Raw genomic sequence first — 14,734 nt, 5'->3', positions numbered from 1 at the left:
AGTAAAATCCACGACTCAGAGTAGCCACAAAGAGTAGTCCAGGCTTCACCAAAGAATCCCACCGCTAAGGATGGGATTGCGAGGCGCAACAGTGACTGCGCTGGAGTTGGCCTGTCGGCGCCCTCAACTCTCGGTGGAGGCGACGCCGACGGGGCAGGTGGCGCCGGTGCCTTCGACGCCGCAGTAGCCGAAGGGGTTCTTGGCGTCGGAGAGGTACTGCTGGTGGTAGTGCTCGGCGAAGTAGAACGGCCCGGCCGGGGCGATCTCGGTGGTGATGGGGCCATAGCCGGCACGGGTCAACACCGGTTGGAAGGCGTCGCGCGTGCTCTCGGCCGCGGCGCGCTGGGCTTCGGAGTGGTAGAAGATCGCGGAACGGTACTGCGTGCCGACGTCGTTGCCCTGTCGCATGCCCTGGGTGGGGTCGTGGCCCTCCCAGAAGACCTTGAGCAGTTCGGCGAAGGAGATGCGCTTGGGGTCGAACACGACCCGCACCGTCTCGGTATGGCCGGTCTTACCGCTGCACACTTCCTCGTAGGTGGGGTTGGGGGTGTAGCCACCGGCGTAGCCCACCGCCGTCGTGACGATCCCCTCACCCAACCGCCAGAAGGCGCGCTCGACGCCCCAGAAGCAGCCCATGGCGAATTCGGCGATCTCGGAGCCCTCCGGGTAGGGCGGTGTGAGTGGGGTGCCCAGCACCTCGTGGCGGTCTGGAACCGGCATCGGCGTCTCGCGGCCGGGCAGCGCCCTGTCGCGCTCGACCATCGTCGTCTTCGCGAACCCGAACATGCCCTCAGGCTATACGGCCGCTCCAAACGCCGACAGCGGAGCCGCCGCTCGCGCCGGTATCAGCACTAAACAGTACCCTTAAGTGAAACTTACTATTCTCGTTTTGTTGCTTTGCGTAAAGTGAACCGCGTGTCCGAATCGAATCGCGGTGTCCTCTATGGCGTCAGCGCTTACCTGTTGTGGGGCCTTTTTCCGCTCTACCTCCCGCTGCTGAGCCCTTCCTCCTCGGTCGAGATCCTTGCACAGCGGATGGTGTGGTCGCTGGCCACGGTAGGGCTCATCCTGGCGGTGCGCCGACACTGGCGCTGGCTCCTCGGCGTGGTGCGCAGTCCGCGACGACTGACGCTGCTGGCCGGAGCGGCGCTGGCCATCTCAGTCAACTGGGGACTGTTCATCTACACGGTCAACTCCGGGCACACGCTGCAAGCCGCGCTGGCCTACTTCATCAACCCGCTGGTGAGTGTGGCGCTGGGAGTGTTGGTGTTTCGGGAGCGACTGCGCCGGGCGCAGTGGACCGCTGTGGGGCTGGGGGCGTTCGCCGTAGGCGTGTTGACCGTCTCCTACGGCGCGCCGCCGTGGCTGTCGCTGGGCATGGCGTTCTCCTTCGCCACCTACGGGATGTTGAAGAAGTTCGTGCGGCTCGACGGCACGGAGAGTCTCATGATCGAGACGACGGTACTGTTCGCGCCCGCCCTGGGCTTCTTGCTATGGCTGGAATCACAGGGAACAGCTACGTTCGGGCACGTCTCACTCGGCCACAGCCTGCTGCTGGCCGGTTCCGGGCTGCTCACAGCGGTACCGCTGCTGCTGTTCGGGTTGGCCGCCTACCGCGTACCGCTGAGTGTGGTCGGGCTGTTGCAGTTCATCACCCCGACACTGCAATTCTTGATCGGTTGGTTGGTGTTCGGCGAGGAGATGGTCCTCAGCCGCTGGATCGGCTTCGCCGTCGTGTGGGCCGCGCTGGCGGTGTTCGCCGTGGACATGGTGGGGGCGGCGCGCGCCGGCGCCGTGCGGCGCTCTGCGGAGCGAGCACAGCGGGCTACGGCCGACGCCGGGCGTGGCTGAGCGTTTCGGAAGTCAGGGCCCGAAGCCCGGGCCCAGGCTCTGTTTTTCGGACGACTGGGGGGTGTGGGAGTGTTCTTCCTCCGCTCCTGCCTCGATCGCCGCGCCGTCTCGTCATCCTCGGGGCGACAGCGGAGGCGCTCACCCGCTTGTGCCCGCCACCTATCCTCGCCGCCTGTCCGAAAAACAGAACCCAGTGCCGGGCACAGCGGGTGCCGGCCGGCTGCGCACCCGCCGGCTCCCGCTGGAGTCAGGAGGCCCTGGGCGTGTGCGGATCGTCGGTCGAGGGACGGCGGTGCCGCCCCACGGTGAACCCGCTCCCCCCTCGGGGGGCGTCCTCGGCGCGTTGTTCTGGCACCTCGGGCCGCATCCCGTAGTGGTCGTAGACGATGTCCTCCTGGTCGGGGGAGATGTGCCGGTCGGTATCAATGCTTGGTGCCCGCTTGATGGTGTCCTTGTCGAACGGCACTTGGAGCCCTTCCTCCATCGCGCGGGCCCCTCGTAACGGCACGAAATACTCGTGGGTACCGAACAACCCAGTGCGAACCGTGATCCATTTGGGGGCATCGGTCTGGTCATCGAAGTACACCTGACCGATCTTGCCGACGATGTTTCCGTCGATGTCCAGCAACCGGTGCCCGATGAGCTGCTGGGCTCCCAATGGTGGCGCCACGGCGCATCATCCTCCCCGAATCGGTTCCTCACCAGCCACGCCGCGTGAGCGATCCCCCGTGCTCGGTGGGGGGCCTGATGGCGGAGTACCCTGCTGCGTCGGGTCGGATACCAGTCTGACCTGGGCCTTACCAAGACCAGACCGTTTCATGACCCGCGGGCCGACGGGGCGGACGGGGGCTTAGCCGGAGCGTTCGACGACGTAGTCGCAGAGCACTTCAAAGGCGTTGCGGGGCGGCCCCGCCGGGAGCGTGGCGAGTTCGGCTCGGGCCTTCTCCGACCACACGCGCAGGTCGGCGCGGGCCGAGTGCATCGCCGGGTGGTCGCGCAGCAGCCGCAGCGCCTCCTCGGTCTCGGCATCGTCGAGGGGGCGCCCCAGAAGCTGGTGCAGGCGCTCGTTGGCCGGGTCGTGGTCGCGCAGCGCGTGCAGCATGGGCAGGGTGAGCACACCTTCGCGCAGGTCGGTTCCGGGGGTTTTTCCGGATTCGGTCGTCTCGCTGGCGACGTCGAGGATGTCGTCGGAGAGTTGGAAGGCCATGCCCAGCGCTTCGCCGGCGCGGGTGATGGTGTCGACGATCTGCTGATCGGTGCGGCCGAACATGGCGCCGAACCGGGCGGAGGAGGCGATGAGTGAGGCGGTCTTGTCGGCGATGACGTTGAGGTAGTGCTGGAGCGGGTCGGCGCCTTGGCGAGGGCCGGCGGTTTCCAGCACCTGGCCCTGCACCAACCGCCCGAAGGTCTGGGCCTGGAGCCGCACGGCGTCGGTACCGAGGTCGGCGAGGATCTCCGAGGCGCGGGCGAAGACGAGGTCGCCGGTGAGGATGGCGATGGAGTTGCCCCAGCGCTGGTTGGCGCTGGTCTTGCCACGACGCAGGTCGGCCTCGTCCATGACGTCGTCGTGGTAGAGGGTGGCGACGTGGGTGAGCTCCACCACTGCGGCGGCGGGGACGAGCTCGGACGTGTAGGGGTCGCCGAACCGTGCCGCCAGCAGGACGAGGGTGGCGCGGAACCGCTTACCTCCAGCGGAGAGCAGGTGGGTGGCCGCCTCGGTCAGCAATGGGTCACTCGTGGCGACGGTATCGCGCAACATGTCCTCGACGCGGTCCAAATCGGATTGGACCTCCTGGGCGAGGGTCGCATCGATACTCGGCAGAGCGAGAAAATCGCTCAGGACAGCACCGCTCACCTGCAAGCTCCACATGTCAGTAAGGACGCGCGATATTTCCAAACCAGACATATCGCGCGTCCTGGGAATCAACAACAACCGACCAGTCGATTAGTCAAGGTATCCGACCCCGGTTGAACAGCCAAAGCCACCCGCTGGAGTGGGCCGCTCACCGCACGAACATGTCGAGCGCGGGCGGTTGTGAGGTCGCGGTCTCCGATACCGGCTGGGGCAGCAACTGCTCCAGCACCGGCGTCGGGTAGACACCGAGTACGAGGGTCGCGGCCACCCCAATGGCGATGACCGAGCCGGTCAGCCCGCTGGGACGCAGCACGCGCGGCGCGGTGGCGGACGGCTCGCTGAAGAACATGAGCACGATGATGCGCACGTAGAAGAACGCGGTCACGGCGCTGCTCAGCACACCGACCACCACCAGCGGGGTCGCTCCCGCGGCGACCGCGGCCTCGAACACCGCGAACTTACCGATGAAGCCGCTGGTCAGTGGGATACCGGCGAAGGCGAGGAGGAACAGTCCCAGCGCTCCGGCCAGCAGCGGAGAGGTCCGGCCCAACCCGGCCCACTGCGACAGTTCCCCGGCCTCGCCGCCGCCCTCGTGGGAGCGCACCAGTGTGACGATCGCGAACGCGCCCACCGTGGTGAACCCGTAGGCGGCCAGGTAGAACATCGCTCCGGCGAGCCCGGCGGGGCTGGCCGCGACGACGGCGGTGAGGATGAAGCCGGCGTGGACCACCGAGGAGTAGGCGAGCAGCCGTTTGATGTCGCGCTGAGTCACGGCGATGACGGCAGCGAGCACCATCGTGAGGATGGCCACGATCCACATCATCGGCCGCCATTCCCACACCGCTCCCCCGAAGGCCACGTAGAAGACCCGCAGCAGCGCACCGAAGGCGGCGACCAGCGTGCAGGAGGCCATGAGAGCGGTGATCGGGGTGGGCGCCCCCTGGTAGACGTCGGGCTTCCAACTGTGGAAGGGCACCGCACCGACCTTGAACAACAGGCCGACTCCGGCCATGCCGATACCGGCCAGCAGCAGCGGCTCACCGTTGTCGAGCAGAGCCGAGCCGTTGCCGGAGATGGCGGCGTGGATGTCGGCGAAGTGGACCGAGCCGGCGTAGCCGTAGATCAACGCGATGCCGAACAGGAAAAACGCTGAGGAGAAAGCGCCAAGGAGGAAGTACTTGACGGCTGCCTCCTGCGAGAACAGTCGCCTGCGCCGCGCCAGCCCGCACAGCAGGTACAGCGGGAGGCTCATGACTTCCAGTGCGATGAACATGGTGAGGAAGTCGTTGGCGGCCGGGAACAACTGCATCCCCAGCACCGCGAACAGCACCAGCGGGTAGATCTCGGTGTGCTGGGAGCCGGCCAGCACGTGGGCGCGCTCCTCCTCACTGCCGGGAACGGTGGCGGCCTGGGCCGAGAACGTGCTCTCCCCTTGGCGGTACTCGGCGATGAGCAGCAGGCTGATCACTGCTAGCACCAGGATCGTGCCTTGCAGGAACAGGGTGGGTCGGTCCACGGCGACGGTGGCGAACGCGACCCCGACGCCGGCACCCTGCTCGGGCAACTGCCCCACGAGCCCCACGGTCAGCACGAACGCACCCAGCAGGGCGGCCAGCGCGACCACGAACTGTGACAGCCGCCGCTGGTGCTGGGGGGCGAACGCCTCGATGAGCACCCCGATCACACCGGCGGCGAAAACCACCAGCATCGGGGAGAGCAGCCCGTAGTCCATCTCGGGGGGCCGGTCGGTGACGGTGGGGGCGGCGGCCAGTGGCGCCGCCAGCGTCGGGGTGATGGCGGGGATCACTCGCTCGCTCCTTCCTGGCTCTCGGCGACCTGGTCACCGATCGCGGGGGCGGGGTCGGTGACGCCGACCTGTTGCATGGTGTGGCCGACCGCCGGATTGATGACGTCGAGCAGTGGCTGGGGATAGCAACCGAACAGGATGATGAGTGCGATGAGCGGCCCGACCGCCCACATCTCCCGGCCGGAGAGGTCGCGCAGCCCGCTCACGCGCTCGGGTGTCGGGCCGGTCATGGTGCGCTGGTACATCCAGAGGATGTAGAGGGCCGCGAGCACGACACCGGCAGTGGCGATGATCGCGGGCACCGGGTTGAAGGCGAACGTGCCGAGGAACACCAGGAACTCGCTGACGAATGGCGACAGTCCTGGCAGGGCCAGGCTCGACAGGCCCGCGATGAGGAAGGTTCCACCCAGCAGCGGCGCCACCTTCTGCACGCCGCCGTAGTCGGCGATGGCAGCCGAACCGTTGCGGGCCACGAGGAATCCGACGATGAGGAACAGCGCGCCAGTGGAGAAGCCGTGGTTGACCATGTACAGCGTCGCACCCGACTGGCCCTGCGAGGTCATGGCGAAGATGCCCAGGGTGATGAACCCGAAGTGCGAGACCGAGGTGAAGGCGATGAGCCGCAGCATGTCGCTCTGGCCGACCGCGACGATCGCGCCGTAGATGATGCTGATCAGGCTCAGCACGACCACCGGCCACACGAACCACGTCGCCGCCCCGGGGAACAGTTCCAGGCAGTAGCGCAGCATGCCGAAGGTGCCGACCTTGTCGAGCACCCCCACCAGCAGCACGGCCGTGCCGGGGCGCGCCGAGCCCGCGGCGGGGGCCAGCCAGGTGTGCACCGGCCACATGGGGGCCTTGATGGCGAAGGCCACGAAGAAGCCCAGGAACAGCCACCGCGACGCCGTCGGGTCCAGACCGGCCAGGAGTCCTTCGGCACCCACCAGGTCGGACCACAGGAACGTGCCCTGTCCGGCCGCGGCACTGAAGGAGTAGACGCCGATGACGGCCACCAGCATCAACAGCCCGCCGAGGAGGCTGTAGAGCAGGAACTTCACCGCGGCCTGCCGCCGCTGGGCGGCGGGGCCACGGCCATAGCGCCCGATCATGAAGTAGACCGGGATGAGCATCGCCTCGAAGAAGACGTAGAACAAGAACACGTCAGTCGCGGCGAAGACCCCGATCATCATCGCCTCAAGGACGAGAATGAGGGCGAAGTAGCCCCGGATGTCACGGGCGCTCTGGGCGGCGCCGGCGGGGTCGGCGGCGGGGTCCGAGACCTCGAACTCGCGCCAGGCAGCCAGCACCACCAGCGGTACCAGCAGGGCGGAGAGGGCGATGAGCACCAACGCGATGCCGTCGATGCCCACCGCGTAGTGCACGCCGAACCGCGGAATCCAGGGGTAGGTCTCGGTGAACTGGAAACGCGCCCCGGAGGGGTCGAAGTTCACGGCCAGCACGGCGACCACGGCGAGCGTGAGCAGGGTGACGGCCAGCGTCGCCCGTTTGACGGCCTCAGCCGCCAACCGCGGGGTCACGGCCACGCCCAACGCGCCCAGCGCCGGGATCGCGATGGCCAGAGTCAGCCAGGGGATGGTCATTGGCTTGTCAAATCCTCACTACCAACGTCGCCACGACGAGGGTCGCGCCGAAGAGCATCGTCAGGGCGTAGGTGCGGGCGAACCCGGTCTGCATGCGGCGCAGGCCCGTGGAGCTTTCCCGCACCAGCCGGGCGACACCGTTGACGAGACCGTCGACGACCTTGGTGTCGAAGGTGGTCGTGTTCGCGGTCAGCACTTGGCCGGGGCGCATGAATAGGCCCTCGTTGATGGCGTTGCCGTACAGCTCGTTGCGAGCGGCGACGGTGACGAGGTTGCCCTTGGGCGCCGTGCGTGGCACCGTTGCGCGGCCGTAGTACAGCCAGGCGACGGCGACACCGACGATCATGAATCCGAGCGCCGTGAGGCTCGTCCAGCTCGTGACCATGTGGGTGAGGCTGAACTCGTGGTGCTCGGGGGCGCCCACGACCGGCTCCAGGAACAGCGCGAACTGGTAGCCGAACACGAGGACGGCGCCCAGCCCCACCGACCCCACGGCGAGCACGAGCATGGGGACGGTCATGGAGGCCGGCGACTCGTGCGGGTGGACACCGTCGTCCCAGCGCTTCTCCCCGAAGAACGTCATGAACATCACGCGCGACATGTAGAAGGCGGTCAGACCGGCGCCGACGAGCGCGGCCCACCCCAGGATCTGGCCGGCGGTGCCGCCGGAGGCGAACGCGGCCTCGATGATGCCTTCCTTGGTCCACCATCCCGACAAGAACGGGAAGCCGATGATGGCGAGGTAGCCCAGCCCGAACGTCGCGAAGGTGATCGGCATGGCCGTGCGGAGGGCGCCGAACTTGCGCATGTCCACTTCGTCGTTCATGCCGTGCATGACCGAGCCGGCGCCGAGGAACAGGCCGGCCTTGAAGAAGCCGTGTGTGACGAGGTGGGCGATGGCGGCGGCGTAACCGATGGGCCCCAGCCCGGCTGCCAGGGTCATGTAGCCGATCTGGCTCATCGTGGAGCCGGCCAGGGCCTTCTTGATGTCGTCCTTGGCGCACCCGATGATGGCGCCGGCCAGCAGCGTGGCCGCACCGACGATGGTCACCACGAGCTGGGCGGTGGGCGCGGCCTCGAAGACGGGGCCGGCCCGGACGATGAGGTAGACGCCGGCGGTGACCATGGTGGCGGCGTGGATGAGCGCCGAGACGGGGGTCGGGCCCTCCATGGCGTCGAGCAGCCACGCTTGCAGCGGCAACTGGGCGGACTTGCCGCAGGCGCCGAGCAGAAGCAGCAGTCCGATCGCGGTGAGCACGCCCTGACCGGCTCCGCCGACGGCGTTGAAGACGGGGCCGAAAGCCACCGTGCCGAATGTGGTGAACATCAGCATGATGGCGATGAGCAGGCCGACGTCGCCGACGCGGTTGATCAGGAACGCCTTCTTGGCGGCCACCGCCGCCGAAGACTTGTACTGCCAGAACCCGATGAGGAGGTAGGAGGCCAGGCCCACACCCTCCCAACCGAGGAACAGCAGTGCGAAGTTGTCGGCGAGCACGAGGACGAGCATCGCCGCGATGAACAGGTTGAGATAGGCGAAGAAGCGCCGCCGGCCGGGGTCGTGGGCCATGTAGCCCACGGAGTAGATGTGGATGAGTGAGCCCACGCCGGTGATGAGCAACACGAAACTGATCGACAGCGGGTCGAGCAGCAGGTTGACGTTGGCCTCGAACGAGCCCACCGAAATCCACTGGTAGACCTCGACTGACCTGCTGCGTTCCTCTGGCGCGTAGCCCAGCAGTTGGATCAGCGCCAGGACTGCCCAGACGAAGCTGGCCAGCGGCATGGCTACGGCCAGCCAGTGCCCCCACACGTTGGTGCGCCGGCCACCGAGCAACAGAACCGCGGCGCCGAGGAGGGGGAACGCGATCAGCAGCCAGGCGTAGGAGTGGATGGCTCCGCTGGCCGCGGCGGTGACCGCGTGTGCTTCAGCGGCGAGATGTGCCGTCACGTCGGCCCGCCCCTTCAGTGCTTGAGCAGGTTGGCGTCATCAACCGACGCCGACCTGCGGGTCCTAAAGATCTGCATGAGGATCGCCAGGCCGACGACCACCTCTGCGGCGGCGACGACCATCACGAAGAACGCGACGACCTGGCCCTCGATGTTGCCGTGCATGCGCGCGAAGGCGACGAACGCGAGGTTGCAGGCGTTGAGCATCAGCTCGACACACATGAACAAGATGATCGCGTTGCGCCGGATCAGCACGCCGACGGCACCGATGGTGAACAGGATCGCGGCGAGGATGATGTAGTTCATCGGGTCCATGAGCGCTCTCCGTCCTGCTCGCCGTTGTCGTCAGTGCTGTCCTCGGCTGCCTCGCCCTCGACCGCGTCGGTGGGGTGGCCTTCCTTGGACCAGGCCGAGTCGGAGGCGCCCCCGGGCGTGGGGGCGGCACCGAGCTGGATGTCCTGGGGCACCTTCGACTGGTCGCGCGGATCACGCGCCGACAGCACCGGGTTGAGGGAGAGTTCGGAGACCGAACCGTCCGGGAGCAGCGCCGGCATGTCGATGGCGTTGTGACGGGCGTAGGCGCCGGGACCGGGCAGCGGGGTGAGGTGATCGCCGTGGACGCGGTCCTTGGACAGATCGCGCTGGGTCCGGCGCGCCTTGAGGCGCTGGGAGTGGGCCAGCACGAGCGCGCCGAGCACGGCCGTGATCAACAGGGCCCCCGTGGCCTCGAAGGCGATGACGTAGCGGTAGATGATCTCGGTGGCCAGCCAGGGCACGTTGCCGCCGGCCACACCCGTGCCCGCGCTGAGCCCCACCGGACCGGCCACGGTGATGCGGGTCAGGCCGGTAGTCAGGGCGCCCAGGAAGGCCAGTCCGATCACCACTGTCAGGACCCGTTGTCCCTTGATCGTCTCCACAAGGGAGTCGGCCGAACTGACGCCGATAAGCATCAGCACGAACAGGAACAGCATCAGCACGGCACCGGTGTAGACGACGATCTGGACGACCATCAAAAACGGCGCTTGGTTGATGCCGTAGAAGACGGCCAGACCGATCATCACAACGGCCATCATCAGGGCCGAGTACACGGCCTTACGGCTGAGGATCACACCGAGCGCGGCCAGCACGATGATCGCGCCCAGCACCCAAAACGCCGCGGTTTCGGCACCGGACACGGCGCTCACAGCCGTGGTCTGGTAGGGGATGACGCTCACTTAGACGGCCTCGCTGTTCTTCTCACCGTCTGGATGCTCCGCCTGGCCACGGCCCATGCGGTAGTAGTCCTCCTCGGTGTCGCCGAGGTACATGGGGTGCGGCGGCGCCTCCATCCCCTCCTTGAGGGGCGCGAGGAGCTGCTCCTTGGTCCAGATGAGGCTCTCGCGGTTGTCGTCGGCGATCTCGTACTCGTTGGTCATCGTCAGCGCCCGGGTGGGGCACGCTTCGATGCACAGGCCGCACAGGATGCAGCGCAGGTAGTTGATCTGGTACACCCGGCCGTAGCGCTCACCGGGGGAGTAACGTTCCTCCTCGGTGTTGTCGCCACCCTCGACGTAGATGGCGTCGGCGGGGCAGGCCCAAGCGCACAGCTCGCACCCGATGCACTTCTCCAGCCCGTCGGGCCAGCGGTTGAGCTGGTGACGCCCGTGGAACCGCGGCATCGTGGGTGTCTTCACCTCGGGGTACTCAATGGTGTCCACCTTCTTGAACATGGTGTGGAAGGTGACGCCGAACCCCTTCACGGGATTAAGCCAATCAAGCACCGGTAACCTCCTCACGCTTGTCGGTTGAGGTCGGTGTGGCTGGTGGTGTCGGTGGCAACGGCGGGGTGCGGGGCTCCTCGGCCGGCACGCTGCTGCCGTAGTGGTCGGCCTGCATGGGTGGCACGGGGAACCCGCCGTGCATCGGGTTGTCCCGGAGTGCCGCGGCCTCCTCGGCCCGCTCGGCGGCCTCTCGGGCTTTTCTGAGGTCGGTGGAGCGGCCCCACACGGTGATCACCGCGAGCACGGCGAGAACGAAGCCGACGATGACGGCGACGGTGACCGCGGTCGGGTAGCCCTGGGTGGTCAGCACCCGGATGGTGGCCACGGCCGTGATCCACACGAGCTGGATGGGGATGAGGACCTTCCAGCCCAGTTGCATGAGCTGGTCGTAGCGCACCCGGGGCAGCGAACCACGGACCCAGATGAAGCCGAACAGCACCAGGATGAACTTCAGCAGCCACCACAGGGCCGGCCACCACGCCTCGTTGGCTCCGGCCCAGAACATGGTCAGGGGCGGCGGCGCGTGGTAGCCGCCGAGGAAGAGGGTGACGGCCAGGGCGGAGACGGTGACCATGTTGACGTACTCGGCGAGGAAGAACATGATGAACTTCATCGAGGAGTACTCGGTCATGAACCCGCCGACGATCTCGCCTTCGCCCTCGGCGAGGTCGAAGGGCAGCCGGTTGGTCTCGCCCACCATCGTGATCGCGTAGATCACAAAGGAGGGGAAGAGCACGATGGCGAACCACATGCCCTGCTGGGCTTCGACGATGCCTGAGGTGCTCAGCGTCCCCGAGTAGATGAACACCGCCACAAATGACAGACCCATGGCGATCTCGTAGCTGATCACCTGGGCTGAAGCGCGCAGCCCGCCCAGTAGCGGGTACGGCGACTGCGAGGACCAGCCGGCCAGCACGATGCCGTAGACGCCGATGGAGGCAGTCGCCAGCACCAGCAGCACCGCCACCGGTAGGTCGGTGAGCTGGAGCGGGGTCATGACGCCGAATATCGAGACCTCGGGCCCCACCGGGATCACCGAGAACGCGACGAAGGCCGGGATCGCCGAGATCATGGGGGCGGCGATGTAGACCGCGCGGTCGACGTTGCGCGGGATCAGGTCCTCTTTGAGGGACAGTTTCACCCCGTCGGCCAGCGACTGTAGCAACCCTATCGGGCCGAAGCGGTTGGGTCCGTGGCGCTGCTGCATGCGGCCCATGACCTTGCGGTCGGCCATGATCATCATGAGCACGCACAGCATCAGGAAGACGAAGATCGCCAGCGCCTTGATCAGGATGATCCACCACGGGTCGGTGCCGAAGGCCCGCAGCGACGATTCGGCGGCGAGCAAACTCGTGGCGTTGGCTCCGGTCAGCGGGTCGGGCATCACTGTTGGCTCCCCGCGGTCTCGATGGTGCCGTCCTGGCTGGGCGTCGGCACGACGTCGGCCGCCAGCGTCACGACCGCCCCAGGCGCGACCCCAAGGTCGCGGCGCACGGCGCAGTCGTGGGCGTTCGCCGGCAGCCACACCACCCGGTCGGGCATGTCGGTCAGGGCCACGGGCACGCTGACCGAGCCGGTGTCGCCGGTGACCCGCACCTGGCCGCCGTCGGCGAGGCCGACTTCAGCGGCAGTGGCGGCGGAAAGGCGGGCGACGGTGGGACGCGCGGTGCCGGCGAGGTAGGGCTCGCCGTCCTCCATGCGCCCGTTGCCCAGCAGCATGCTCCACGTCGACAGTACGGCCTGGCCGGCAGCGGGCTTGGGGGGCTCGGTGGGCGCGTCCACCGGTTCGGGTGGGCGCGGCCCGCCCCAGGTGCCCAGGGCGGCCAGTTCCCGGCGGGCGGCCTCGTCGTCGGGCAGCCCGAGATGGATGTCCATCTCGTCGGCGATGGCGGCCAGCACCCGCAAGTCGGAGAGGGAACCGGGCACCTGGAGGGCGTCGTCGAAGCGCCGTCCCCGTCCCTCCCAGTCGACGAACGTTCCGGACTTCTCGGCGACCGGCGCCACCGGCAGCACCACGTCGGCGCGGTCGGTGACGTCGCTGGCGCGCAGTTCCAAGCTGACGATGAAGGGCACCCGGGCCAAAGCGGCACGGGCTCCCTCGGGGTCGGGCAGGTCGTTGATGTCGACCCCGCCGATGACCAGGGCGTCGAGTTCCCCGGCGGCGGCTGCGGCGATGATGCCGGCGGTGTCGCGGCCCGGCTCCTCGGGCAGGTCGGCCACTGACCAGGTGCGGGCCACCTCGGCGCGGGCGTCAGGGTCGGCCACAGGGCGGCCCACCGGCAGCAGGTTGGGCATCGCGCCGGCTTCGAGGGCGCCCCGTTCGCCCGCCCGACGCGGTACCCAGGCCAGCCGGGCGCCGGTACGGTCGGCGAGCCGGGTCACCGCCGAGAGCGCGCCGGAGGTCTCGGCGAGGCGCTCGCCAGCGAGGATGATCGCGCCCTGGGAGCGCAGTGCCTCCTTGGCCTCGGGCGCGAGGTCGCCCAGGTCGTCGAGGACCGTGGCCTCGTCGCCGGGGACCGTGGGGATGAGCGTGCCCTCGGTCTTGGCCAGACCGCGGGGCGCGTGCGATGCCACGGAGAACACCCGCAGCCCCTTCTTGCGGACTGCCTTGCGCAGCCGCAGGAAGACGATGGGGGACTCCTCCTCGGGCTCGAACCCGGCGAGCAGCACCACCGGCGCGTTCTCCAGGTCGGTGTAGGTGACGCCGATGCCGGTTCCGGCCACTCGCGAGGCGAGGAAGGAACTCTCCTCGGTGGAGTGGACGCGGGCGCGCATGTCGATGTCGTTGCTGCGCAGGGCGAGGCGGGTGAACTTGGCGTAGCCGTAGGCGTCTTCCAAGGTGAGGCGCCCGCCGGTGAGCACGCCGACGCGCCCGCGAGCGCGCGAGAGGCCGCGCGCGGCGAGGGTGAGGGCCTCTGGCCAGGAGGCCCGCTCCAGCTCGCGGCTGTCCTCGTCGCGCACCAGCGGCTGCTTGAGCCGGTCGGGCCGGGTTGCGTAGGTGAAGGCCCACCGGCCCTTGTCGCAGTTCCACTCCTCATTGACCTGCGGGTCGTCGCCGGCCAGGCGCCGGGTGACCTTGCCGCGGCGGTGGTCGGTGCGCAGTGCGCAGCCGGAGGCGCAGTGCTCGCAGGCGCTGGGTGTGGAGACCAGGTCGAAGGGGCGGGCGCGGAACCGGTAGGCGGCGCCGGTGAGGGCGCCCACGGGGCAGATCTGCACCGTGTTACCGGAGAAGTAGGACTGGAACGGCTGGCCGTCGGCGGTGCCGACCTGCTCCTCGGCGCCGCGGTCGAACAGCTCGATGAAGGGGTCGCCGGCGATCTGAGCCGAGAACCGGGTGCAGCGAGCGCACTGGATGCAGCGCTCGCGGTCGAGCAGCACCTCGGTGGACAGCGGGATGGGCTTGGGGAAGGTGCGCTTGGTGTCGGTGAAGCGCGTCTCGCCGCCGCCGGTGGACATGGCCTGGTTTTGCAGGGGGCACTCGCCGCCCTTGTCGCAGACGGGGCAGTCCAGCGGGTGGTTGATCAGCAGCAGCTCCATGATGCCGCGCTGGGCCTTCTCGGCCACTTGTGAGGTGAGCTGGGTCTTGACGACCATGCCCTCCATCACGGTGATCGTGCACGACGCCTGCGGCTTGGGCATGGGGCGCCCGTTGCCGGCGTCGGGGATTTCCACGAGGCACTGGCGGCACGCGCCGACCGGGTCGAGCAGCGGGTGATCGCAGAACCGGGGGATCTGGATGCCGAGCAGCTCGGCGGCACGAATCACCAGCGTGCCTTTGGGGACCTGAATCTGGAAGCCGTCGATGGTGACGGTGACGAGGTCCTCCGGAGGCACGTCCGGTGTGCCCCCTGTGGTCGTGCTGGTCGTGACGGTCACTCTGCCTCCCTTCTCGATCGCGTCGGTACGTGCG

12 protein-coding genes are annotated in these 14,734 nt (G+C 68.1%); 1 reads left to right on the top strand and 11 read right to left on the bottom strand.

Annotated elements, in window-relative coordinates; genetic code table 11:
• Positions 1-123: 123 nt before the first annotated feature.
• Positions 124-786 carry a peptide-methionine (S)-S-oxide reductase MsrA gene (msrA, locus tag ABD848_RS16965; protein ID WP_344973079.1) on the bottom strand — a complete coding sequence of 221 codons (663 nt, stop codon included), beginning with the start codon at positions 784-786 and terminating at the stop codon, positions 124-126.
• Between the two features lie 129 nt (positions 787-915).
• On the opposite strand from msrA, the gene rarD reads away from it, so the two are divergent.
• Positions 916-1,851: an EamA family transporter RarD gene (gene rarD, locus ABD848_RS16960; protein WP_344973077.1), complete on the top strand. Its 936-nt coding sequence runs from the start codon at positions 916-918 to the stop codon at positions 1,849-1,851.
• A 247-nt stretch (positions 1,852-2,098) separates the two neighbouring features.
• Here the strand turns inward: rarD and ABD848_RS16955 are convergent, their stop codons facing one another.
• The 10 genes from ABD848_RS16955 to ABD848_RS16910 all read right to left on the bottom strand — a co-directional run bounded on the left by ABD848_RS16955 (position 2,099) and on the right by ABD848_RS16910 (position 14,700).
• Positions 2,099-2,521, bottom strand: coding sequence for a PRC-barrel domain-containing protein (locus ABD848_RS16955; protein ID WP_344973075.1), 423 nt, complete (start codon positions 2,519-2,521; stop codon positions 2,099-2,101).
• A gap of 180 nt (positions 2,522-2,701) precedes the next feature.
• Positions 2,702-3,706 carry a polyprenyl synthetase family protein gene (locus tag ABD848_RS16950; protein ID WP_344973072.1) on the bottom strand — a complete coding sequence of 335 codons (1,005 nt, stop codon included), beginning with the start codon at positions 3,704-3,706 and terminating at the stop codon, positions 2,702-2,704.
• A 148-nt stretch (positions 3,707-3,854) separates the two neighbouring features.
• Entirely contained in the window at positions 3,855-5,438 is a 1,584-nt protein-coding gene (gene nuoN / locus ABD848_RS16945; RefSeq protein WP_425567586.1) for an NADH-quinone oxidoreductase subunit NuoN, read from the bottom strand.
• Between the two features lie 71 nt (positions 5,439-5,509).
• Positions 5,510-7,114, bottom strand: coding sequence for an NADH-quinone oxidoreductase subunit M (locus ABD848_RS16940; protein ID WP_344973070.1), 1,605 nt, complete (start codon positions 7,112-7,114; stop codon positions 5,510-5,512).
• A 7-nt stretch (positions 7,115-7,121) separates the two neighbouring features.
• Complete coding sequence (nuoL, locus tag ABD848_RS16935; protein WP_344973068.1) at positions 7,122-9,065, bottom strand: NADH-quinone oxidoreductase subunit L; 1,944 nt, start codon at positions 9,063-9,065, stop codon at positions 7,122-7,124.
• A gap of 14 nt (positions 9,066-9,079) precedes the next feature.
• Positions 9,080-9,379 carry an NADH-quinone oxidoreductase subunit NuoK gene (gene nuoK, locus ABD848_RS16930; RefSeq protein ID WP_344973066.1) on the bottom strand — a complete coding sequence of 100 codons (300 nt, stop codon included), beginning with the start codon at positions 9,377-9,379 and terminating at the stop codon, positions 9,080-9,082.
• Positions 9,367-10,278: an NADH-quinone oxidoreductase subunit J gene (locus ABD848_RS16925; protein WP_425567581.1), complete on the bottom strand. Its 912-nt coding sequence runs from the start codon at positions 10,276-10,278 to the stop codon at positions 9,367-9,369. The genes nuoK and ABD848_RS16925 overlap by 13 nt, the downstream gene beginning before the upstream one ends.
• Positions 10,279-10,824: an NADH-quinone oxidoreductase subunit NuoI gene (gene nuoI / locus ABD848_RS16920; protein ID WP_344973064.1), complete on the bottom strand. Its 546-nt coding sequence runs from the start codon at positions 10,822-10,824 to the stop codon at positions 10,279-10,281. It abuts the gene before it with no gap.
• The gene (gene nuoH / locus ABD848_RS16915) at positions 10,817-12,208 is read right to left on the bottom strand and encodes an NADH-quinone oxidoreductase subunit NuoH (protein ID WP_344973062.1); all 1,392 of its coding nucleotides are present in this window, start codon (positions 12,206-12,208) and stop codon (positions 10,817-10,819) included. Before nuoH ends, nuoI begins: the two co-directional genes overlap by 8 nt.
• Entirely contained in the window at positions 12,208-14,700 is a 2,493-nt protein-coding gene (locus ABD848_RS16910) for an NADH-quinone oxidoreductase subunit G (RefSeq protein WP_344973060.1), read from the bottom strand. Before ABD848_RS16910 ends, nuoH begins: the two co-directional genes overlap by 1 nt.
• Positions 14,701-14,734: the final 34 nt, after the last annotated feature.

The organism is Salinactinospora qingdaonensis (genome assembly GCF_039539445.1).
Lineage (GTDB): Bacteria > Actinomycetota > Actinomycetes > Streptosporangiales > Streptosporangiaceae > Salinactinospora > Salinactinospora qingdaonensis.
The sequence above is the reverse complement of the archived record's forward strand: the minus strand, read 5'-3'. Positions and strand labels throughout refer to the sequence as shown.

Bases quoted from the DNA above. Each gene is read 5' to 3' on its own strand.
- nuoN (WP_425567586.1), bottom strand. From the start codon at position 5,438: ATGGACTACGGGCTGCTCTCCCCGATGCTGGTGGTTTTCGCCGCCGGT.
- nuoH (WP_344973062.1), bottom strand. From the start codon at position 12,208: ATGCCCGACCCGCTGACCGGAGCCAACGCCACGAGTTTGCTCGCCGCC.
- ABD848_RS16940 (WP_344973070.1), bottom strand. From the start codon at position 7,114: ATGACCATCCCCTGGCTGACTCTGGCCATCGCGATCCCGGCGCTGGGC.
- nuoK (WP_344973066.1), bottom strand. From the start codon at position 9,379: ATGGACCCGATGAACTACATCATCCTCGCCGCGATCCTGTTCACCATC.
- msrA (WP_344973079.1), bottom strand. From the start codon at position 786: ATGTTCGGGTTCGCGAAGACGACGATGGTCGAGCGCGACAGGGCGCTG.